The organism is Streptomyces sp. SJL17-4 (assembly GCF_036826855.1).
GTDB lineage: Bacteria > Actinomycetota > Actinomycetes > Streptomycetales > Streptomycetaceae > Streptomyces.
Window position 1 is genome coordinate 5250490 of sequence record NZ_CP104578.1, and the last position, 21442, is coordinate 5271931.

Below are 21442 nucleotides of genomic sequence, written 5' to 3' on the forward strand. Positions count from 1 at the left end.
GAGGATGAGCGCGGCCGGAGTCGCGCTGATGCTCGGCGGCGCGGGGATCATGATTTCCGCCGGCCCCGCCCAGGCCGCCGAGGTCTCGTACAAGACGGAGTGCATCCCGCCGTCCATCTCCGGACTTCCACCCGTGCAGGGCACGACGAAGGTGCTGATCACGGCACCGGCGGAGGCCAAGGTCGGCGACGAGGTCGAGATCGTCTGGAAGACGGTCCAGGCCGCGTCGAAGAACCCCGACGTGCTCGACCTCGGCGCGGACACGGTCAAGCCGACCGGGTCCCTCACCGTGGGCGGCGCGGGGTCCGGCACCGTCGCGATGGAGGGACCCCGGAAGAACCCGCCGATTCCCAAGAACAGCCCGATGGTGCTGCCCGAGATGAAGGGGAAGCTGAAGCTGACGAAGGCGGGCGAGGTCACCCTCACGCCCGACAAGTACAACATCAACGTGTCCAAGCCGCTGTCGACGGACACGAAGTGCGCGCCGAAGGAGACGGTGCCGGTCGCCGCGAAGATCAAGGTGACGGCCGGGGGAGGCGGTACGACCACGAGCGGCGGTACGAGCACGAGTGGGGGTACGACCACCAGTGGCGGTATGACCACCAGTGGCGGTACGACCACGAGCGGGGGTACGACCACGAGCGGGGGTACGACCACGAGCGGCGGTACCACTACCAGCGGGGGTACGACCACGAGCGGCGGTACGACCACCACCGGAGGATCCTCCAATTCGGGCGGTGGCTCCGGTTCGGGCGGCACAGGCGGCGGGCAGACGTCGTTCCCGGGCAAGGAGGTGGCCGTCGGCTTCAGCTGCCAGGCCCCCGGCCCCGACGCCATCACGTCCAAGGTGACGATCGACGCCAAGAAGAACGGCGGCTCCTACGACCTCACCGTCAAGACGGCCAAGGGCGTCATGGACAGCCCCGCCCCCCTCCCCGCCGGGGCCCTCAAGGCTTCCATGGCCATCAAGGTCGGCGGAGCGGACAGCGGCACCGTGAACGTGACGGGACCGCCCAACCCCACCGCCCTGAAGATGGGCGATCCGGTGAACCTGCCGGACATGAAGGGCACGTACAAGCCCGGCGCGACCGGCAAGGCCACCCTCAGCCCCGGCACGCTCACCATCAAGGTCACCCTCGGGGAGTCCCAGATGGAGATCCCCTGCCAGGTGAAGGGAGCCGTCCAGGCCTCCCTCGAACTGGACACGAGCAAGCAGGCGGGCGGGGCGAACGGCGGCTCCGACGGCGGTACGGACCCGTCCGGCGGCGGCTCGGGCACCCCGTCCGGCGGCTCCGACGGCGGGAACCTCGCCGAGACCGGCGGCGAGAGCGACGGCGCCCTGCGCGCCCTCGCCCTGGTCGCGGGCACGGTGATCCTGCTCGGCGGCGCGGTGTTCACCTTCACCCCGTGGGCGCGGCTGCGGCGCTGACACGACGACGGCCCGGCACACCTTCCGGTGTGCCGGGCCGTTCGCCCGATCAGGCGGGACGCGTCAGTGCACGTCGCCCATCAGTGCGTTGACCTTCTTGCGGTACGAGTAGATCGCGATACCGGCGACCACGGCTGCGACCGCCTCGAAGAGGACCACGCCGACACTGTTCAGCGGCACCTCGGCGAGGCCGAGCAGACCGGTCACGCAGTCACCGGCGGTGACGGCGAGGAACCAGACACCCATCATCTGGGAGGCGTACTTCTTCGGCGCCATCTTCGTGGTGACGGAGAGGCCGACCGGGGAGAGACACAGCTCGGCGACGGTGTGCATCAGGAAGATGAGCACCAGCCACCACATGGTGACCTTGATGTCGGTGCCGGCGGTCTGGTTCAGCGGGATGCTGAAGACGAAGAACGAGGCGCCAACGACGACCAGGCCGATCGAGAACTTCACGATGGTGCTGGGCTCGCGGCGGCGGCGGGCGAGCGCCAACCACATCCAGGCGAAGACCGGGGCGAGGAGCACCACGAAGAGCGGGTTCAGCGACTGGAACAGGACGTTCGGCATCTCCCAGCCGAACAGGTTGCGCTCGGAGTTGTCGCTGCCGAACAGCGAGAGGGTCGAGCCACCCTGGTCGTAGATCATCCAGAACACCGCGGCGGCCACGAAGAACCAGATGTAGGCGCTCATCTTGGTCTGCTCGACCGTGGACAGGTCCTTGTCCCGCTTGATCCGGGTGAGGACGGCGACCGGGATGACCAGGCCGGCGATGGTGATCGGGTACAGCGCCCACTTGATGGTGAACATGTCCATCGCGACCACGGCACCGTAGAACACGGCAGTGACGACGACGCCGATGGCGACCTTGGTGATGATGCTGTTGCGCTCGGCGGCGCTGAGCGGGTTCGGAACGAGGCTGCTCTTCGGGCTCAGCGTGCGGCCGGCCAGCAGGAACACCAGGAGGCCGAGGCCCATGCCCACCGCGGCGAGCGCGAAACCGAGGTGCCAGTTGACGAGCTCGCCGACCATGCCGATGCCGACCGGTGCGAGCAGGGCACCCAGGTTGATGCCGATGTAGAAGACGGTGAAGCCGCTGTCCCGACGTGGGTCGTCCGCACCCTTGTACAGGTGGCCGACCATCGTGGAGATGTTGGCCTTCAGCAGACCGGAACCCACCGCGACCAGCAGCAGGCCGACGAAGAACGCGACCTGACCGGGCAGCGCGAGCGCCACGTGACCGGCCATGATGACGAAGCTGGCGATGGCGACGGTCTTACGGGCGCCCCAGACGCGGTCACCGAACCAGCCACCGGGCATGGCCATGAGGTAGACCATCGCCACGTACACGGAGTAGATGGCCGTGGCCGTCGTGGCCTTGAAGGCGAGTCCGCCGCCCTGGCTTCCCGCTGCCGCGTCCACGCCGCCGGAGACCAGGTAAAGGACGAGAAGCGCGCGCATGCCGTAGTAGGAGAAACGTTCCCACATCTCGGTCATGAACAGCGTGGCCAGTCCGATGGGGTGGCCGAGGAAGGTCTTCTCGTGCGCCGGGGGCGGCGAAGCCTTCGTCAGGCTGGAAGCCATGGTCGATCCTTGCTCTGTCGGGACGCGCGCCTTGTGAGCGTGGTGCGCCCGGTGGGGGTGGCCGGCACCGGCGGAATCGGAGTGGACTCCACCGGGATCCACGCCCCGGGAGATGCGTCTTCGCGTCCCGGGACCCGGCCCACAGGTCATTCGTGTCCTCAAGGTTCGGCTGAGCCGACCTCACGCAGAAAGAGGACCTCGGCGCATGAAGCTGGCCAAAGGTCCCCGATTACCGCTACAGACGTCGAGCCACCATACGACACGACAGTGCCGGATATGGAAGGACTTGAGAGATGGATCACAGGCGTTGATGCAACCACGCAAGGCTATTCGAAGGTCATGAGCAGGATGCCCGCTCGATACCCAGGGGTCACCCGGTCCTTGGGGATCATGACCCGGCGCCCCACCCCCGCGGACTACCATCACCCCATGACCCGTGTACTGCTCGCCGAGGACGACGCATCCATCTCGGAACCGCTGGCCCGTGCCCTGCGGAGAGAGGGGTACGAGGTCGAGGTCCGCGAGGACGGTCCGACCGCCCTCGACGCCGGACTCCAGGGCGGCGTGGACCTGGTCGTGCTCGACCTGGGCCTGCCGGGCATGGACGGTCTCGAGGTCGCCCGGCGGCTGCGCGCCGAGGGGCACACGGTCCCGATCCTGGTGCTCACCGCCCGCGCCGACGAGGTCGACACGGTCGTCGGGCTCGACGCCGGCGCCGACGACTACGTCACCAAGCCGTTCCGGCTCGCCGAGCTCCTCGCCCGGGTCCGGGCCCTGCTCCGGCGCGGCTCCAGCGAGCCCGTCGTCGCCCCCTCGACCCACGGCGTACGGATCGACGTCGAGTCGCACCGGGCCTGGATGGGCGAGGAGGAGCTCCAGCTCACGGCCAAGGAGTTCGACCTGCTGCGGGTCCTGGTCCGGGACGCGGGCCGGGTCGTCACCCGCGACCAGCTGATGCGCGAGGTCTGGGACACCACGTGGTGGTCCTCCACGAAGACCCTCGACATGCACATCTCCTGGCTCCGCAAGAAGCTCGGCGACGACGCGGCGAACCCCCGCTACATCGCCACGGTCAGAGGCGTCGGCTTCCGCTTCGAGAAGAGCTGAGCCACCGTTAAGCCATGCGTCGCCGTCTGATCAACTCCACGCTCGCCGTCGTGCTCGTCGTCATCGCCGTCTTCGGTGTCTCCCTCGTCATCGTCGAGACCCGCACCATCTCCAGCAGTGCCCAGGAGAGCGTGGACCTGGAGGCGCTCCGCATCGTCTCCATCGTCGACAGCCGGCTCATCGGCGGCGAGCCGGTGAACCCGGACATCCTGTCCGAGCAGAGCGGCGCCAAGCGGTACGCCCAGATCCACATCCCCGGCCGCGACACGATCGAGATCGGCACCCGCCCGGAGGGCGACGTCACACGGGGCCTGGCCGAGGGCGAGCGCGGCGAGACCGTGGTGGTCGAGGAGTCCCGTTCGGTGGTCACCGCCGAGGTCGGCCGCACCCTCATGATCATCGGTGCGGTCGCGCTGCTCGCCGTCGTCGCCGCCGTCCTCCTCGCCGTACGGCAGGCCAACAAGCTCACGTCCCCCCTCACGGACCTCGCCGAGACCGCCGAGCGGCTGGGCTCCGGCGACCCGCGTCCCCGGCACAAGCGGTACGGGGTGCCCGAGCTGGACCGGGTCGCGGACGTCCTCGACGCCTCCGCCGAGCGCATCGCCCGGATGCTCACCGCCGAGCGACGCCTGGCCGCGGACGCCTCGCACCAGCTCCGTACGCCCCTCACCGCCCTCTCCATGCGCCTGGAGGAGGTGGCGCTCGCCGACGACCTGGACACGGTCAAGGAGGAGGCGACGATCGCGCTCACCCAGGTCGAGCGGCTCACCGACGTCGTCGAGCGGCTGCTCACGAACTCCCGCGACCCCCGCACCGGCTCCGCCGTCGCCTTCGACCTGGACGAGGTCATCAAACAGCAGCTGGAGGAGTGGCGCCCCGCCTACCGCAGCGCGGGGCGGGCCATCGTCCACTCGGGCAAGCAGGGCATGCGGGCCGTCGGCACGCCGGGCGCGGTCGCCCAGGTCCTCGCGGCCCTGATCGAGAACTCGCTCATGCACGGCGGCGGCACCGTCGCCCTGAGGACCCGCGTCACCGGCAACCAGTCGGTGATCGAGGTCACCGACGAGGGGCCGGGCGTCCCGGCGGACCTCGGCGCACGGATCTTCGAGCGGGCCGTCAGCGGCCGCAGCTCCACGGGCATCGGCCTGGCGGTCGCCCGCGACCTCGCGGAGGCGGACGGCGGCCGTCTTGAGCTGCTCCAGCAGCAGCCGGCGGTCTTCGCGCTGTTCCTGAGCCGGGAGGTCCGCAGCGTCGCGGACAAGCACCGGGACCGTCCCGTACGGTAAAAGCGCAGGTCGGGAGGGGTGGGTCAGACCCGGTCGGGCTGCCGTCGGGTCGCCTGCCGCGGCGCCTGCTCCAGGAACGATTCGGCGGTCTGCACCGCCTCCTTCGCCGGCAGCGCGCGGAACACCCACGTGCGGTACGACCAGAAGCGGAACAGCGTCCCGATCCCGATGCCGAAGAACTTGAAGAAGTTGCTCGCGAGCGGGCCGTCCCAGCCGAAGCCGTACGTCGCCGCGTAGAGCACACCGTTCTCGATGACCATGCCGACGACGCTGAACAGCAGGAACAGCGACATCTCCTTGGTGCGCCCGGACTTGTCCCGGTCGCGGTACGTGAAGTAACGGAACCCCACGTAGTTGAAGACGATCGCGACGACTGTCGCGATCAGGCTGGCCCGGACCATCGGGATGTCCGTGGCACCCCGGACGATGTTGAAGACGCCGAGGTTCACCAGGACGCCCAGACCGCCCACCACCCCGAACTTGGCGACCTCCCGGGCGAGCCGGTCGAGTCGCGTGCGCAGCGCGCCGGGTTCACTCATGGTGATGGCTGTGTCCCGTCCGTCCGGATGACGTCCGGGTGACGTCAACCCAACCATGCTAACCAGCGCTCCTGTCACCCGCCCGTGTACCGGGGAAACAGCCGGCGAACCGGCTCCCCGCCACCCCGTCGCTCTTGTGCCAAACCACAGCCGGACGAGTGTTCCCGGATGGTGCGGATACCCTAAGAGGGTGACGTTCCCGGTAGTCGGTATGGTCGGCGGCGGTCAGCTCGCCCGTATGACCCACGAGGCGGGCATCCCCCTCGGCATCAAGTTCAAGCTCCTCAGCGACACCCCGCAGGACTCCGCGGCGCAGGTGGTGAGCGAGGTCGTCATCGGCGACTATCGCGACCTGGCTACGCTGCGTGACTTCGCGCGCGGATGTGACGTGATCACCTTCGATCACGAGCACGTCCCCACGGAGCACCTGCGGGCCCTCGAAGCGGACGGCATCCCCGTCCGCCCCGGGCCCGACGCGCTGGTGCACGCCCAGGACAAGGGGGTGATGCGCGCGAAGCTCGACGAGATCGGCGCGCCCAGCCCCCGGCACCGCATCGTGGCGGACCCCGAGGACGCGGCGGCCTTCGCCGCCGAGGTCGGGGGCTTCCCGATCATCCTCAAGACGGTGCGCGGCGGCTACGACGGCAAGGGCGTCTGGTTCGTCCGTACGCCCGAGGACGCCCGCGATCCCTTCCGGGCGGGTGTCCCGGTCCTCGCCGAGGAGAAGGTCGACTTCACGCGCGAGCTCGCCGCGAACATCGTCCGCTCCCCGCACGGCCAGGCCGTCGCCTACCCGGTCGTCGAGTCCCGGCAGGTCGACGGCGTCTGCGACACGGTGATCGCACCGGCGCCCGACCTCGACGGCGAGCTCGCCGGACAGGCCCAGGAGCTCGCCCTCCGCATCGCCAAGGAGCTCGGCGTCGTCGGCCACCTGGCCGTCGAGCTGTTCCAGACCACGGACGGCCGCATCCTCGTCAACGAACTGGCGATGCGCCCGCACAACTCCGGCCACTGGACCCAGGACGGCGCGATCACCTCGCAGTTCGCCAACCACGTCCGGGCGGTCCTGGACCTGCCGCTCGGCGATCCGCGCCCGCGCGCCCCGTGGACCGTGATGTGCAATGTCCTGGGCGGTGACTACCCCGACATGTACGCGGCGTACCTGCATTGCATGGCGAGGGACCCACAGCTCAAGATTCACATGTACGGCAAGGACGTGAAGCCCGGCCGCAAGGTGGGGCACGTCAACACCTACGGCGACGACCTGGACGACGTGCTGGAGCGCGCGCGTCACGCCGCCGGCTATCTGCGAGGAACGATCACCGAGTGAGCAGCCACAGCACCTCCCCCGTCGTCGGCATCGCCATGGGATCCGACTCCGACTGGTCCGTCATGGAGGCCGCCGCGCAGGCCCTCGACGAGTTCGAGATCCCCTACGAGGTCAACGTCCTCTCCGCGCACCGGATGCCGCGCGAGATGATCGCGTACGGCGAGGAGGCCGCGGGCCGGGGCCTGAAGGCGATCATCGCGGGCGCGGGCGGCGCCGCCCACCTGCCCGGCATGCTCGCCTCCGTCACCCCGCTCCCCGTCATCGGCGTGCCGGTGCCGCTGAAGTACCTCGACGGCATGGACTCGCTGCTCTCCATCGTGCAGATGCCGGCCGGCGTCCCCGTCGCCACGGTCTCCGTCGCCGGCGCCCGCAACGCGGGCCTGCTCGCGGCCCGGATGCTCGCCGCGCACGACGCCGCCCTCCTCGCCCGGATGAACGAGTTCCTCCAGGAGCTCAACGACCAGGCGACCGAGAAGGGCAAGCGGCTGCGAGCCAAGGTCGAGGGCGCCGACTCCTTCGGCTTCGGCAGTTGAGCGCCGCGGCGGACCGTCTGGCGGAGGCCCGCGAACTGCTCGCGGGCCACCCCGTCGTCGACGGCCACAACGACCTCCCGTGGGCGCTCCGGGAGCACGTCCGCTACGACCTGGACCGGATGGACATCGGCGCGGACCAGACCGGCGCGCTGCACACCGACCTCAAGCGGCTGCGGGCCGGTGGGGTCGGCGCCCAGTTCTGGTCGGTGTACGTGCCCTGCCGGCTGGCCGGCGACGACGCGGTCAGCGCGACCCTGGAGCAGATCGACGTCGTCGACCAGCTCCTGGAGCGGTACGCGGGCGACCTCGCCCCGGCCCTGACGGCCGACGACATGGAGGCGGCCCGCGAGCAGGGCCGTATCGCCTCCCTCAAGGGCGCCGAGGGCGGCCACTCGATCAACAACTCCCTCGCCACCCTGCGCGCCCTGCACACCCTCGGCGTGCGCTACATGACGCTCACGCACAACGACAACAACGACTGGGCCGACTCGGCGACCGACGAGCCCGGTGTCGGCGGGCTCTCCGCCTTCGGCCGCGCGGTCGTCCGCGAGATGAACCGCTCCGGCATGCTCGTCGACCTCTCGCACGTCGCCGCGACGACCATGCGGGACGCGCTGGACGCCTCGGCGGCGCCGGTGATCTTCTCGCACTCCTCGGCCCTGGCCGTCTGCGACCACCCGAGGAACATCCCGACCGACGTCCTGGAGCGGCTGCCCGCCAACGGCGGTGTCGCGATGGCCACGTTCGTGCCCAAGTTCATCCTCCCCGCGGCCGTCGAGTGGACCGCGCGGGCCGACGACAACCTCCGGGCGCACGGCTTCGACCACCTCGACACCACCGCCGAGGCGATGAAGCTGCACCGCGCCTTCGAGGAGGCGAACCCGCGTCCGATCGCCACCGCCGCCACGGTCGCCGACCACCTCGACCACATGCGCGAGGCCGCCGGCATCGACCACATCGGCATCGGCGGCGACTACGACGGCACGGCCTTCACCCCGGCCGGCCTGGACGACGTCGCCGGCTACCCGAACCTGGTCGCGGAACTGCTGCACCGCGGCTGGTCCCACCCGGACCTGGCGAAGCTGACCTGGTCCAACGCCGTCCGCGTCCTCCGCGACGCGGAAGCGGTCTCGCGCGACCTGCGGAGCCGTACGGCGCCGTCGAACGCGACGATCGACTCCCTGGACGCACCGGGCGCCTGACGGCGCGTGGACGACCCGGCTCCGGACCGGCTCCGGGCCAGGCTCCGGACCGGCTCCGGGCCAGGCTCCGGACCGGCGCGTTCACCCGGACGGCTCAGCCCGCCGGGCCCCCGCACGGGCCCGGTGGCACGGTGGACGGTACTGCCCCGCCGCACTCGGCGGGGCGGTACTGCATCGCCGAGTTGGAGTAAGACCATGGCGGAACTGCTGGACGACCATCCCACCCTCACCACCCTCCCTGTCGCTGCCGCCTCCGCCGGGGAGCCGGACCCTCCGGAGCCACCCCCGCCGCTCGACGAGACGTCCCGCGCCCACGCCATCCTGGCCGCCCAGCCCGTCGTCGAGGGACACACCGAACTGCCCGGGTCCCTCGACCCGGAGGACCTCCCGCCCGTCCGCGCGGCGGAGGCAGGAGCCCAGTTCTGGTCGCTGCACGTCGAACCCGGCGAAGACACGGCGGGCGTCATCGGGACCATTCGGCGCATCGACGCCGTCCGCGCGCTCGTCGCCGCCTGCCCCGAGGACCTGCGCCTCGCCCACACGACCTCGGAGATGGCCCACGCCCGCAACTGCGGCCGCGTCGCCGCCCTGCTCGGCCCGGTCAGCTGGACGGCGCTCGGCGCCTCCGCCGCGACCCTGCGGGCCTATCAGGCCCTGGGTGTACGGGCCGTCAACCTCACCCGCTTCGACCGCTTCGCCCGCGAGGCGGTACGGGAGATGAACCGCATCGGCCTGGTCGTGGACCTCTCCGGCGCCGACCAGGACACGGTCCGCCGCACCCTCGCGGTCACCCGCGCCCCCGCCCTGCTCACCAGGGCGGCCGCGGAGGACCTGCCCGACGACGTCGTGGGCCTGCTCGGCGAGAACGGCGCCGTCTGCATGGTCACGGTGACCGACGATCCGGCCGCCGTCGCCGACGTCCTGGACCGGGTGCGCGAGGAGGCGGGCGCGCACTGCGTGGGCGTCTCCCACACCACCGCCCCGGCCGTCGGCTACGTGCCGCTCTTCGCGGAGCTCCTCCACCGGGGCTGGACCGCCCAGGAGCTGGTCGGCCTCGCGCACGCCAACGTGACGCGGGTGCTGCGCGAGACGGAGTTCCTGTCGCGGACGAACCGCATCAGGCCGGCGGTGGCCTGACCGCGGGAACGGAAGAGGGGGCGCCACCGGCGCCCCCTCTTCCTCATGTCCGCGGCTCAGGCGCGTTCATGTCCGCGGCTCAGGCGCGCGGTCGGCCCATCGCCCGGTACGTCCAGCCGGCCGCTCGCCAGCGCTCGGAGTCCAGCGCGTTGCGGCCGTCCAGGATCACCCGTGAGGAGGCGACCTCGGCGAGCGCCGCCGGGTCCAGCTCGCGGAACTCGCGCCACTCCGTCAGGTGCAGCACCACGTCCGCGCCTCGCACCGCGTCGAGGGCGGACTCCGCGTAGCCGAGGGTCGGGAAGAGGCGGCGGGCGTTGTCCATGCCCTTCGGGTCGTAGACGGTGACCTGGCCGCCCTGGAGGTGTATCTGACCGGCCACGTTCAGCGCGGGGGAGTCGCGGACGTCGTCCGAGTCCGGCTTGAAGGTGGCGCCGAGGACGGCGACCCGGCGGCCCAGGAAGGTGCTGCCGCCGAGGGCCTCGCGCGCCATCTCGACCATCTGGCCGCGGCGCCGCATGTTGATCGAGTCGATCTCGCGGAGGAAGGTCAGCGCCTGGTCGGCGCCCAGTTCGCCCGCGCGGGCCATGAAGGCCCGGATGTCCTTGGGCAGGCAGCCGCCGCCGAAGCCGATGCCGGCGCGCAGGAACTTGGACCCGATCCGGTCGTCGTGGCCGATGGCCTCCGCCAGCTTGGCGACGTCGCCGCCGGCGGCCTCGCAGACCTCGGCCATCGCGTTGATGAAGGAGATCTTGGTGGCGAGGAAGGAGTTGGCGGACGTCTTCACCAGCTCGGCGGTCGGGAAGTCGGTCACCACGAAGGGCGAGCCGTCGCCGACCGGCTTGGCGTACACCTCGCGCAGCAGCTTCTCCGCCCGCTCGCCTTGCACGCCGACGACGATCCGGTCCGGGTGCAGGGTGTCGTTCACGGCGAAGCCCTCGCGCAGGAACTCCGGGTTCCAGGCCAGCTCGACGCCCTGCGGGAGCACGTCCGCGAGCCGCTCGGCCGAGCCGACGGGGACGGTCGACTTGCCGACGACCAGGGCCCCTTCGCGTACGACCCCGGCGAGGGAGGCGAAGGCGGCGTCCACGTAGCTCATGTCACAGGCGTACTCGCCGTGCTTCTGCGGGGTGTTCACACAGATGAAGTGCACGTCGCCGAAGGCGCCGACCTCCTCCCAGGAGGTGGTGAACCGCAGCCGGCCGCTCGAACCCTCGATGCCGACGACGTGCTTCGCGAGGAGTTCCTCGAGGCCCGGCTCGTACATCGGGACCCGGCCGGAGGACAGCAGCTCGATCTTCTCGGGGACGACGTCGAGCCCCAGGACCTCGAAGCCCAGTTCCGCCATGGCCGCGGCGTGGGTGGCGCCGAGGTAGCCGGTGCCGATCACGGTGATCTTGAGGGCCATGCGGGTCTCCAGTGAACGTCGGGCGGAATGCCTGCCCGAGCATAGTCGTGCTCTGGTCCGGGGCCGGGTCACGCCCTACGCTTTGGGTTACTTAACGGTAGTTAGCAGCGTGGGAGTGAGTAAGAGTGTCAGGTTCGTCTGATTTCGACCTGTATCGGCCCTCCGAGGAGCACGACATGCTCCGGGAGTCGGTGCGTGCGCTCGCGGAGGCGAAGATCGTGCCGTTCGCCGCGGCGGTGGACGAGGAGGGCCGGTTCCCGCAGGAGGCCCTGGACGCGCTGGTCGCCAACGACCTGCACGCCGTGCACGTCCCGGAGACCTACGGCGGCGCCGGCGCGGACGCCCTCGCCACGGTCATCGTGATCGAGGAGGTCGCCCGTGCGTGCGGCAGCTCCTCGCTGATCCCGGCGGTCAACAAGCTGGGCTCCCTCCCGGTGATCCTGTCCGGCTCGGAGGAGCTCAAGCACAAGTACCTCGGCCCGCTGGCCAAGGGCGACGCGATGTTCTCCTACGCCCTGTCCGAGCCCGACGCGGGCTCGGACGCGGCCGGCATGAAGACCCGCGCCGTGCGCGACGGGGACTTCTGGGTCCTCAACGGCGTCAAGCGGTGGATCACCAACGCCGGCGTCTCCGAGTACTACACCGTGATGGCCGTCACCGACCCGGAGAAGCGCTCCAAGGGCATCTCCGCCTTCGTCGTGGAGAAGTCCGACGAGGGCGTCTCCTTCGGCGCCCCGGAGAAGAAGCTCGGCATCAAGGGCTCCCCCACCCGCGAGGTCTACCTCGACAACGTCCGCATCCCCGCCGACCGCATGATCGGCGCCGAGGGCACCGGCTTCGCCACCGCCATGAAGACCCTCGACCACACCCGCATCACCATCGCCGCCCAGGCCATCGGCATCGCCCAGGGCGCCCTCGACTACGCCAAGGGCTACGTCACCGAGCGCAAGCAGTTCGGCAAGCCCATCGCCGACTTCCAGGGCGTCCAGTTCATGCTCGCCGACATGGCCATGAAGCTCGAAGCCGCCCGCCAGCTCACCTACGCCGCCGCGGCGAAGAGCGAGCGCGTCTCCGCCGGAGGCGACAAGGAGGACCTCACCTTCTTCGGCGCCGCGGCCAAGTGCTTCGCCTCCGACGTCGCCATGGAGGTCACCACCGACGCCGTCCAGCTCCTCGGCGGCTACGGCTACACCCGCGACTACCCCGTCGAGCGCATGATGCGCGACGCCAAGATCACCCAGATCTACGAAGGCACCAACCAGGTCCAGCGCATCGTCATGGCCCGCAACCTCCCGTAAGAGGTACGCGAAGGGCGCCCCCCGCACAGCAGGAAGGGCGCCCTTTCCCGTCGTACGGGCGACGGGGTCACTTCGACTCGACGGTGACCTTCTCGTCGTTCCGGATCTGCTCGACCATCTGCTTCACCTTCGCCATGTCCCACTTGTAGGAGTTCTGCGGAGCCGGGCCCGCGAGCGGCATGTTCATGGACTTGCCGTCGCCGCCGCTGATGCCCTTCATGGCGAAGAACATCTTCCCGAGGTCGTACAGCGACATGTCCTTGTCGACGATCAGCGTGTCCAGACCGGCGCCGAGCGTCGGGTAGAGCGTGAACGGGTTGAGGATCGTGCCCGGCGTCGCCGCCTGGTTGGCGAGGGCGGCGAGGAACTTCTGCTGGTTCTTCGTCCGCGCGAAGTCCGACTCGGCGAAGGCGTACCGGGTACGGACGAAGGCGAGGGCCTGCTCACCGTTGAGGGTCTGCTCACCGGCCTGGAAGTCCGCCCCGGACTTCTTGTCCTTGAAGCCCTTCTCGATGTTGAGGTCGACACCGCCGAGCGCGTCCACGATGTTCGCGAAGCCGGCGAAGCCGATCTCGGCGTAGTGGTCGATGCGCAGACCGGTGTTGAACTCGACGGTCCGCACGAGCAGCTCGGGGCCGTCCATCGCGTACGCGGCGTTCAGCTTGGCGCCGCCACGCGCCGGGTACGACTTGCCGGACTCCGAGCCGACGAAGCTCGGGATGGTCACCCAGGAGTCACGGGGGAGCGAGACCATCGTGTCCCCGCTGGAGCAGGCCGCGAGGATCATCATCGAGTCGGTCCGCTTGCCCGCGGCGGAGCCGGTGTGGAGCTTCTTCTTCTCCTCGGCGGACATGCCCTCACGGCTGTCGGAACCGACGATCAGATACGTCGTGCAGTCGCCCTCGGCGGGACGCTCGATGACCTTGGAGAGATCGACCTCGTTGCGCATCTGCGAGCTGGCCCAGGCGTAGGTGCCGATGCCCCAGGCGAGGACGCCGACGACCAGGACGATCGAGCCGACCTTGATGCGCTTGCGCCAGTTCGGCGCGGGGCGGCCGGGGCCGCCGGCGCCGGGGCCCGGCGCGTACTGCGGGGGCACGGTGCCGCGCCCGCCGCCCTGAGGACCGCCGCCCTGCGGGCCGCCGTAGACCTGACCCGAGCTGTAACCGGAGTCGTAACCGGAACCCTGGGCCTGGGTGAAGTTCGGGTTGTACCCCTGGTCGTGCCGAGGCGGCTGCTGCGGAACCTGCGGGCGCTGCACATGGCTCATCCGGCGAGGTCCCTCGGGCTGGGAGTTCGCGTTGCCACGGCCGTAGCCGCCGTCTTCGGGCCAGTCATTCATGCGGACCAGTGTGCCGGGCATGCCATGACGGGCGACAGGCCGGGTGGAAGAACGGACCGGGGCTGTTGCCAAGCTGATGCAAAGCGGACCGAACGGCGACGGCCGAGGGACCCGGCATATGGTGGAGGGCATGACAGATCAGGGCGATATCCCGGGCAAGCCCACCTCCGCCTCCCGCACCACCCTCAGCCACATCATGACCAGCCACGACACCAACCTCCTCGGTACGGTGCACGGCGGCGTGATCATGAAGCTGGTGGACGACGCGGCCGGCGCCGTCGCGGGCCGGCACTCGGGCGGACCGGCGGTCACCGCCTCGATGGACGAGATGGTCTTCCTGGAGCCGGTACGGGTCGGTGACCTGGTGCATGTGAAGGCCCAGGTGAACTGGACCGGCCGGTCGTCGATGGAGGTCGGCGTACGGGTCCTGGCGGAGCGCTGGAACGAGTCCACGCCCGCGACCCAGGTCGGCTCCGCGTACCTGGTCTTCGCCGCGGTCGACGCGGACGGCAAGCCGCGCCCGGTCCCCCAGGTCCTCCCGGAAACGGAACAGGACAAGCGCCGCAACCAGGAAGCCCAGATCCGCCGCACCCACCGCCTGGCCCGCCGCCAAGCGATCAAGGAACTCCGCGAACGCCGCGCAGCAGAAGGCTACGAGGACTGAGCCCGGAACCGGCCGGGGGCCCTACGGACACACCACCCGGTCCCCGGTAACCGCCTCGAACGGCCCCGCCCTCCCCGCCTCCTCCGCCCGTACCGCCGTCACGCCCTTGTAGTCCGCCCCCACCGTCACCCGCAGCGTCCCGCCCCGCCCCGCCACGGGCTTCAGCTCCGCCCCCGGCAGCGCCGCCACCAGCGTCTTCGCCGAGCGGTCCCAGCGCGGGTCGTACTCCACCAGCGTCCGCGCCCGCTCCTTCCCGGTCCCGGTCATCGGCGTCCGGGTGGTGTCGAAGCCGGTCCCGCGCAGCGCGTCGTCGACCTTCCGGCCGAGCCCGTCCGTCCGGGTCCCGTTGTAGACCTGCACCCGCACGGTCCGCGGTGCCACGTCCACGACCACGGCCCTCGGCGCCTTCGCCGAGGACGGGGAGCCCGGCTTCGACGCGGCCAGCGGCCGGTCCTCCCGCAGCGCCTGGAACAGCTTCTGCGCCTTCGCCGCGTCCCACTTCACCGTCGACCCGATCCCCTTCACGGGAAAGCTCATGTCCCCGATCGGCACGGACACGAACTCCGACGACGAAGGCGTGAAGCCCCGCATCGCCTTGGACAGGGCGAGCAGCTGATCCGTACCGAAGTCCTCGTCGGCCCGGACGGAGCTCAGCATCGTCGTGGCGACCTCACGGAACCGCACCGGGTTGAACAGCACCCCGCCACTCGTGATCCGTTCGACCAGCGCCGCCAGGAACCGCTGCTGCCGCTGCATCCGCCCGATGTCCGCGGCCCCGTCGATGTGCCGGGAGCGGACGTACTGCAGCGCCTGCCCGCCGTCCAGCTCGTGGGTGCCGGCCGGCAGGTCGAGCCCGGTGTAGGAGTCCTTGACCGCCCGGGTCGTACAGATCTGCACCCCGCCGACCGCGTCCACCGTCCGCATGAAGCTGGTGAAGTCGACCTCCAGATAGTGGTCGATCTTGACGCCGGTCATCGACTCGACGGTCCGTACGGTCAGCGAGGGCCCGCCCTCCGCGTACGCCGCGTTCAGCTTCACCGGATGCGCCTGGTGCTTCCTGCCCGTGGTGACATCGGTGTGCTCGGGCATCTCGGCGTACGAGTCACGGGGCAGGCTCACCACGCTCGCCCGCTCCCGGTCCTGCGAGATGTGGACGAGCATCACCGTGTCGGTGCAGTGACAGGGCGCCCCGCCCAGCCGGTACTTCGCCTTCTCCTCGGGGGTGATCCGGTCCCGGCCGTCGGTGCCGACGACGAGGACGTTCATCCCGTGCCCGGCCTGCGGCCGGTTCTTCATGTCCTTGAAGGGGTCGACCCGGGTGATCCCGGTGTCGAGGCCGGTCACCAGCGCATGCCCGATCCCACCCGCCGCGAGCACCGTCACGGACAGCGCCGTCGCCATCCGCATCCCCCACCGGGGGCGCCTCCGCCGCCGGCGGACCGGCGCGGAACGGGCGGCGGGCCGGGGACGGGGCGTGCGGGGCGGTGTGGGCACGGACGGACACCTCCGCGGGTGTGACAAAGGGAACCGTGAGCACGGTAGGCCCATACGATCAGCGCAAGGCAGCACCACCCGGGCGGCACGCCCGCTGTCCCCCGTTCGCGGTAACGTGGCGGGCAAAACCGCTGTCTTCCGGGGGGCGACCCCCGAACCCCCGAGGAACCATGCTGCCCCCCGTCTCCGTGATCATGCCGGTCCTCAACGAGGAGCGGTATCTGCGCACCTCGGTTCGTCACATCCTGGAGCAGGAGTACGACGGCGAGATGGAGGTGGTGATCGCGCTCGGGCCGTCCACGGACCGCACCGACGAGATCGCCGCCGAACTCGTCGCCGAGACCGCGTCCGATCCCCGTGCCCGCGTCACGACCGTCCCGAACCCCACGGGCCGTACGCCCGCCGCGCTCAACGCGGCGATCAAGGCCTCGCGTCACCCGATCGTGGTGCGGGTGGACGGTCACGGCATGCTCTCCCCGAACTACATCGCCACGGCCGTCCGGCTCCTGGAGGAGACCGGCGCGCAGAACGTCGGCGGTGTCATGCACGCCGAGGGGGAGAACGCCTGGGAGGACGCGGTCGCCGCCGCGATGACCTCGAAGATCGGCGTCGGCAACGCCGCCTTCCACACGGGCGGCGAGGCGGGCCCCGCCGAGACCGTCTACCTGGGTGTGTTCCGGCGCGAGGCGCTCGAACAGCAGGGCGGCTACAACGTGGAGTTCATCCGCGCCCAGGACTGGGAGCTGAACTTCCGCATCCGCGAGGCCGGCGGCCTGATCTGGTTCTCGCCCGAGCTGCGCGTCCAGTACCGCCCGCGGCCCAGCGTCCGCGCGCTGGCCAAGCAGTACAAGGACTACGGCCGCTGGCGCCACGTCGTGGCCCGCTACCACCAGGGCTCGATCAACCTCCGCTACCTGGCCCCGCCGACCGCCGTGTGCGCCATCGCCGCGGGCCTGGTCGTGGGCGCCGTCCTCACTCCGCTGGGCTTCGTGATCCCGGCCGGCTACCTCGCGGCGATCACGGCCGGCTCGCTCCCCGCGGGCAAGGGCCTCTCGCTGAAGGCCCGCCTCCAGATCCCGGTGGCACTCGCGACGATGCACATGTCGTGGGGGTACGGCTTCCTGACGAGCCCCCGCTCGCTGGCGAAGAAGGTCATCGCGAGCCGCCGCCCGGCGGTCCTGGCCGGCGAGTCCGAGACGGTCTGACGACTCCCGTACGAGAACGGCGGCCGGGCCCCGAAAGGGACCCGGCCGCCGTTCTGTCACGACGCGGGGGAGGGGGTCAGCTCTTCCCGTCCCACTTGTAGACCGAGTAGATGCTCATGCAGGTCTCCTTGTCGTCGGCGCCCTCGGGCAGGTCGCCCTCGACGGCCGTCGGCTTCTTGTACGTGGTGCCCTCGCGCCAGTCCGCGCCGACGACCAGGGTGATGCCCTTGGCCTCGGGATCGGACCGTACGGCCGAGTCGGGGAGCCCGAGCGCCTTCGCCACGGAGAGCGCGTTCGCCTTGCCCTGGTCGGCGTCCGCCTTCGGGTAGGCGACGACGGTGTCCTTGCGGCCCCCGCTCTCCTGGGTGGAGTCGGCCTGCGCGAAGCCCTTGCCCCGGAGGGCCTCGGCCATGTCGCCGGCCCGGCCCTCGACTGCCGCCTCGCCGCCGCCGTCGGTGCCGTTGACGACGGTCACGGGGAAGGAACCGGGAGCCTCGGCCGTCGTCTTCGGCTTGGGGGAGGCGGTGGCCTTCGGCTTCGCCTTGGCGCCGGACTTGTCACCGTTCTTGTCGAAGGCGACGTCGTCGCGGAGCATCGCCCACATCTTGTCGGCGGCGGACGGCCGAAGCTGGAGCCACGCGTCGGGGTTCGGCGCGTACGGGTCGGTCGGGACCGTCGCCGTCGTCAGACGGTCGATCTTCACGTTCTTGAGCTGCATCGACAGATCGAAGAGCTTCTTCACCGTGTCGAGGTCCTGCGAGACCTCGAGGGACTTCGTGGCGGTCTCGGCCAGGCCCATCAGCCGGCCGGTGTCGGTCCAGGCGTTCTGGGCCTGGAGCTTCTTCATCATCCCGTTCATGTACATGTGCTGGGCCTTGGCGCGGTTCTGGTCGCTGCCGAAGGCGTGCCGGGTGCGCAGCCACTGGAGCGCCTGCTCGCCCTTGACCTCGGTGGTGCCCTTCGGCAGCTTCAGGCCGGAGCCGCCCTTCACCCGGGCGGTGGACTTGTCGTGCACACCGGTCTTCACGCAGACGGGCACACCGCCGACCTCGTCCGCCATGGCCACGACACCGGCGAAGTCGACCATCAGCCAGTGGTCGATGTAGACCCCGGTGAGGCTCTCCCAGGTGGTGAGCGTGCAGCCGGGACCGCCGCGCTGGAGCGACTCGTTGATGGGCCGGTTCGTGGTGGCGGGGTAGGGCGTGCCGTCGTCGCCCTTGCACTCGGGGATCTTGACGACGGTGTCGCGCGGGATGGAGATGAGCGAGGCGTTCTCGCGGTCCGCCGAGACGTGCAGCAGCATCTGCACGTCGGCGAGCGGCTTGCGGTCCTTGTCGTTCCGGCCGCCGCCCAGGGCGATGTTCTTCTCGTCCTCGCGGCTGTCGGAGCCGATGAGGAGGATGTTGAGCGGGGTGTCGCCGAGCGCGTTCGGCGCGGCCTTCTTCACGCCGCTGCTGCCGCCGGCGCGGTCACCGCTGCGGATGTTGCCGTTGAGGTGCTCGTAGTACAGGTATCCGGCGCCGGCCGTGCCGAGTATCAGCACCGCGAGCGTGATCGCGACCCAGCGCAGCACCTTGTGCTTCCCGGCCTTCTTGGCACGCCGCCGCGAGCCGCCGCGACGGTGACCCGCCCGTCCGTCGGCGCCGTTCCCGCTGCCGTTTCCGGCGCCGCGGCGGCGCTCGGCGCGGGTCGTCGTCCCGGAGGCGGCCCCTGCGTCCGTCTCCTCGGGAGCGTCGGCCTGCGCAGCGCCGGTGGCCGCACCGGCGTCGTACAGCTCGTCGTCCCAGCCCAGTTCACGGGCGCGCGGAACGCGGCCACGCGTTCCCTCCCCACGCACGCTGTTCTGTCCCACCCCAGGTCCCCTCGTCAGTCAGGCGCGCGCCAAGTCCCGGTGTTTCCGGACTACTTGGCGCACACCTGCTTGTCAGCTTGTACCTTCTCGACGTCCGGCGCCTTCACCGGACCGTTGATGGGCACCCCCGCGCCCTTGAAGTCGGCACCGAGAACGAGCGTCATGGGCTCGCGTACCCCGGCGTCCTGCGTGCCCGGCTTGAGAGCCGTGGCGGCCAGACCCATCATGTCCGCGAGCTTGCGGGCCTGATCGGCCTGGTTCGGTGCATAGGTGAGCGTCGTCTTCGCCGCCTTCTCAGGGGCGTTGCTCTTGTTGGTGGAGCGGGTCACGCCTTCCTCGTTCTGCAGCCAGACGATGGTCGACTGGGCCGCACCCTGGATGCCGCTGCCGTTGTAGACGTCGACGCGTACGTCCACGGCCTCGGCGCGCGCACCCTGGAGGAGCTTCGCCTGGGCCTGCGCCTGGGCGTTCTTGGCGTCCTGCTGCTTCTTCTTCACCTCGGTGAGCGAGGTGTCGGCCTGCATCGCGGCGAAGAGCTGCGGTGCCTGCGTCGGGTGCGGCACCACGGTGATCGGCTTGGGCTCGGCGGGGTTGTCGATGACCGGGAGGGTCGCGAACGCGATGTTCTTCGTGTCGATCCCCGAGAGCTCCCCGGCCAGGTCCTGGAGCTTGGAGAGGGACCCTATGCCCTTGTCGACGGTGAGCGCGTCCGTCGCCGCCTCGGCGAGGTCGTACAGCTTCGTCGGGCTGGTGAGCGTCTCGTTCGACTTCATCTGCCGGATCATCGAGCCGAGGAACTGCTGCTGGATCTTGATCCGGTCCAGGTCGCTCTTGTTGCCGAAGCTGGAGCGGGTGCGGACGAAGGCGAGCGCCTTCTCGCCCTCGATGACCGACTCGCCGGCCGGCAGCTTCAGGTGCGACTTGGGGTCGTCGACGGCCTTCTCGACGCAGACCTTCACGCCGCCGACGGCCGAGGTCAGCTCCTTGACGGCGTTGAAGTCGACCATCATGAAGTGGTCGACGGTCAGCCCGGTCAGCTCCTTGACCGTTCGCATGGTGCAGCCGGGGTCACGGCCGTCCTGGCCGAGGCTCACGTTGAAGCGGGCCTGCTGCTGGCCGGGGATCGTGAGGATCTGGCCGTCGGGCTGCCGCGTCTGGCACTCGGGGATCGTCGTCATCAGGTCGCGCGGGATGGAGAGCGCCGTGGCGTTCGTCCGGTCCTTGGAGACGTGGAAGAGGATCGTGGTGTCCGCGTGGCCGGGGCTGTTGTTGTCGCCGTAGCCCGAATTGCCCGCGCCGGTCCGCTTGTCGGTGCCGATGATCAGGATGTTGAAGGCCTCGCCCTTGCGGAAGCCCGCGCTCTGGGTGCCCACGGGGTCGACGACGTCGATGTTCCCGTCGAGCTTGTTGTAGAGCAGGTACGCGCCGGTCGCGCCGCCGACGAGGACGAGCGCCATCGTGCCGCCGGTCCACAGCAGGACCTTCTTCTTGCGGGACGCGCCCTGCTTGCGCTTGCGGCGGCTCGCGGGCGCCTCCCTGCCCCGGCCGCCGTCCGGCTCGGAGACCCGGCGGCGGCGCTGGCCGGGCACGGGTGCCTCGACGGGGGTGCCGACGGACGCGTCGGCGGAGGTGTCACGCGACGCGGGAGCGGGAACGGTGGCTCTACGGGCTCCGGACGGTGTCCGCGGCTGCGACTGCCCAGCGGAGTGGTCCAGTCGCAGTTCGTAGTTGCCCGTCTGCGGGTTGAGCACCCACTGGTCGGCGGGGTCGATCTCGTCCGCCCGTCCACGGCTGTGCGCGTCCACGGTTACTCGAGTCCTCCGTCGGTGCCACGCGAGGCGCCTCCCCCAGTGGGCGCCGCTCTCTCGGTCGTTCGATCCTTGGTGGGTGCGACCACGCGGTCGGGGCGCACCGGATCGCGTCACACTATCCGCCCAGTTCAGCGTGGGGCGACGCGCGTGACAAATTCCACGCCGCTTACAACCGGGCAATTTGCTCAAACCTCATCCCTCCCGGCCCTCCCCTTGGTGTGCCC

General features: G+C 70.4%; 17 protein-coding genes. 10 read left to right on the forward strand and 7 right to left on the reverse strand.

What is annotated here, in order from left to right; all coding sequences use genetic code 11:
* Positions 1-4 precede the first annotated feature (4 nt).
* Positions 5-1429, forward strand: coding sequence for a hypothetical protein (locus N5875_RS23675; RefSeq protein WP_338495763.1), 1425 nt, complete (start codon positions 5-7; stop codon positions 1427-1429).
* A gap of 63 nt (positions 1430-1492) precedes the next feature.
* On the opposite strand, the gene N5875_RS23680 is transcribed toward N5875_RS23675, so the two are convergent.
* Positions 1493-3013, reverse strand: a complete 1521-nt coding sequence (locus N5875_RS23680; protein ID WP_338495764.1) for an oligopeptide:H+ symporter — start codon at positions 3011-3013, stop codon at positions 1493-1495.
* Positions 3014-3442: 429 nt separating this feature from the next.
* Between N5875_RS23680 and N5875_RS23685 the strand changes: the two genes are divergently transcribed.
* On the forward strand, positions 3443-4120 hold the full coding sequence (locus tag N5875_RS23685; protein ID WP_318210130.1) for a response regulator transcription factor: 678 nt from the start codon (positions 3443-3445) through the stop codon (positions 4118-4120).
* A 14-nt stretch (positions 4121-4134) separates the two neighbouring features.
* Positions 4135-5406: an ATP-binding protein gene (locus N5875_RS23690; RefSeq protein ID WP_318210129.1), complete on the forward strand. Its 1272-nt coding sequence runs from the start codon at positions 4135-4137 to the stop codon at positions 5404-5406.
* 23 nt (positions 5407-5429) lie between these two features.
* On the opposite strand, the gene N5875_RS23695 is transcribed toward N5875_RS23690, so the two are convergent.
* Positions 5430-5945, reverse strand: coding sequence for a GtrA family protein (locus tag N5875_RS23695; RefSeq protein ID WP_318210128.1), 516 nt, complete (start codon positions 5943-5945; stop codon positions 5430-5432).
* Positions 5946-6135: 190 nt separating this feature from the next.
* Here N5875_RS23695 and N5875_RS23700 point away from each other — a divergent pair, with 190 nt between their 5' ends.
* From N5875_RS23700 to N5875_RS23715, 4 genes are all read left to right on the forward strand, one after another.
* On the forward strand, positions 6136-7275 hold the full coding sequence (locus tag N5875_RS23700) for a 5-(carboxyamino)imidazole ribonucleotide synthase (protein WP_318210127.1): 1140 nt from the start codon (positions 6136-6138) through the stop codon (positions 7273-7275).
* A gap of 35 nt (positions 7276-7310) precedes the next feature.
* Positions 7311-7808: a 5-(carboxyamino)imidazole ribonucleotide mutase gene (gene purE, locus N5875_RS23705; RefSeq protein WP_318210206.1), complete on the forward strand. Its 498-nt coding sequence runs from the start codon at positions 7311-7313 to the stop codon at positions 7806-7808.
* A complete protein-coding gene (locus tag N5875_RS23710; RefSeq protein ID WP_318210126.1) occupies positions 7805-9010 on the forward strand; it encodes a dipeptidase in 1206 nt (401 codons plus the stop codon). Before purE ends, N5875_RS23710 begins: the two co-directional genes overlap by 4 nt.
* A 195-nt stretch (positions 9011-9205) precedes the next feature.
* Positions 9206-10147, forward strand: coding sequence for a membrane dipeptidase (locus tag N5875_RS23715; RefSeq protein WP_338495767.1), 942 nt, complete (start codon positions 9206-9208; stop codon positions 10145-10147).
* Between the two features lie 79 nt (positions 10148-10226).
* Here the strand turns inward: N5875_RS23715 and N5875_RS23720 are convergent, their stop codons facing one another.
* Positions 10227-11552: a UDP-glucose/GDP-mannose dehydrogenase family protein gene (locus N5875_RS23720; protein ID WP_338495769.1), complete on the reverse strand. Its 1326-nt coding sequence runs from the start codon at positions 11550-11552 to the stop codon at positions 10227-10229.
* Positions 11553-11677: 125 nt separating this feature from the next.
* Here N5875_RS23720 and N5875_RS23725 point away from each other — a divergent pair, with 125 nt between their 5' ends.
* Positions 11678-12850: an acyl-CoA dehydrogenase family protein gene (locus N5875_RS23725; RefSeq protein ID WP_338495772.1), complete on the forward strand. Its 1173-nt coding sequence runs from the start codon at positions 11678-11680 to the stop codon at positions 12848-12850.
* Positions 12851-12917: 67 nt separating this feature from the next.
* On the opposite strand, the gene N5875_RS23730 is transcribed toward N5875_RS23725, so the two are convergent.
* Positions 12918-14192: an LCP family protein gene (locus N5875_RS23730; RefSeq protein ID WP_338495773.1), complete on the reverse strand. Its 1275-nt coding sequence runs from the start codon at positions 14190-14192 to the stop codon at positions 12918-12920.
* 130 nt (positions 14193-14322) lie between these two features.
* On the opposite strand from N5875_RS23730, the gene N5875_RS23735 reads away from it, so the two are divergent.
* A complete protein-coding gene (locus N5875_RS23735) occupies positions 14323-14856 on the forward strand; it encodes an acyl-CoA thioesterase (RefSeq protein WP_318210121.1) in 534 nt (177 codons plus the stop codon).
* A gap of 21 nt (positions 14857-14877) precedes the next feature.
* Here the strand turns inward: N5875_RS23735 and N5875_RS23740 are convergent, their stop codons facing one another.
* The gene (locus tag N5875_RS23740; protein WP_338495774.1) at positions 14878-16263 is read right to left on the reverse strand and encodes an LCP family protein; all 1386 of its coding nucleotides are present in this window, start codon (positions 16261-16263) and stop codon (positions 14878-14880) included.
* 257 nt (positions 16264-16520) lie between these two features.
* Between N5875_RS23740 and N5875_RS23745 the strand changes: the two genes are divergently transcribed.
* The gene (locus tag N5875_RS23745) at positions 16521-17555 is read left to right on the forward strand and encodes a glycosyltransferase family 2 protein (protein WP_318210120.1); all 1035 of its coding nucleotides are present in this window, start codon (positions 16521-16523) and stop codon (positions 17553-17555) included.
* A gap of 76 nt (positions 17556-17631) precedes the next feature.
* Here the strand turns inward: N5875_RS23745 and N5875_RS23750 are convergent, their stop codons facing one another.
* Both N5875_RS23750 and N5875_RS23755 read right to left on the reverse strand, forming a co-directional pair.
* A complete protein-coding gene (locus N5875_RS23750) occupies positions 17632-19407 on the reverse strand; it encodes an LCP family protein (RefSeq protein ID WP_338495775.1) in 1776 nt (591 codons plus the stop codon).
* Positions 19408-19457: 50 nt separating this feature from the next.
* The gene (locus N5875_RS23755) at positions 19458-21212 is read right to left on the reverse strand and encodes an LCP family protein (RefSeq protein ID WP_318210118.1); all 1755 of its coding nucleotides are present in this window, start codon (positions 21210-21212) and stop codon (positions 19458-19460) included.
* Positions 21213-21442 lie beyond the last annotated feature (230 nt).

Bases quoted from the DNA above. Each gene is read 5' to 3' on its own strand.
- N5875_RS23675 (WP_338495763.1), top strand. From the start codon at position 5: ATGAGCGCGGCCGGAGTCGCGCTGATGCTCGGCGGCGCGGGGATCATG.
- N5875_RS23680 (WP_338495764.1), bottom strand. From the start codon at position 3,013: ATGGCTTCCAGCCTGACGAAGGCTTCGCCGCCCCCGGCGCACGAGAAG.
- N5875_RS23685 (WP_318210130.1), top strand. From the start codon at position 3,443: ATGACCCGTGTACTGCTCGCCGAGGACGACGCATCCATCTCGGAACCG.
- N5875_RS23690 (WP_318210129.1), top strand. From the start codon at position 4,135: ATGCGTCGCCGTCTGATCAACTCCACGCTCGCCGTCGTGCTCGTCGTC.
- N5875_RS23695 (WP_318210128.1), bottom strand. From the start codon at position 5,945: ATGAGTGAACCCGGCGCGCTGCGCACGCGACTCGACCGGCTCGCCCGG.
- purE (WP_318210206.1), top strand. From the start codon at position 7,311: ATGGGATCCGACTCCGACTGGTCCGTCATGGAGGCCGCCGCGCAGGCC.
- N5875_RS23715 (WP_338495767.1), top strand. From the start codon at position 9,206: ATGGCGGAACTGCTGGACGACCATCCCACCCTCACCACCCTCCCTGTC.
- N5875_RS23720 (WP_338495769.1), bottom strand. From the start codon at position 11,552: ATGGCCCTCAAGATCACCGTGATCGGCACCGGCTACCTCGGCGCCACC.
- N5875_RS23730 (WP_338495773.1), bottom strand. From the start codon at position 14,192: ATGAATGACTGGCCCGAAGACGGCGGCTACGGCCGTGGCAACGCGAAC.
- N5875_RS23735 (WP_318210121.1), top strand. From the start codon at position 14,323: ATGACAGATCAGGGCGATATCCCGGGCAAGCCCACCTCCGCCTCCCGC.
- N5875_RS23740 (WP_338495774.1), bottom strand. From the start codon at position 16,263: ATGCGGATGGCGACGGCGCTGTCCGTGACGGTGCTCGCGGCGGGTGGG.
- N5875_RS23745 (WP_318210120.1), top strand. From the start codon at position 16,521: ATGCTGCCCCCCGTCTCCGTGATCATGCCGGTCCTCAACGAGGAGCGG.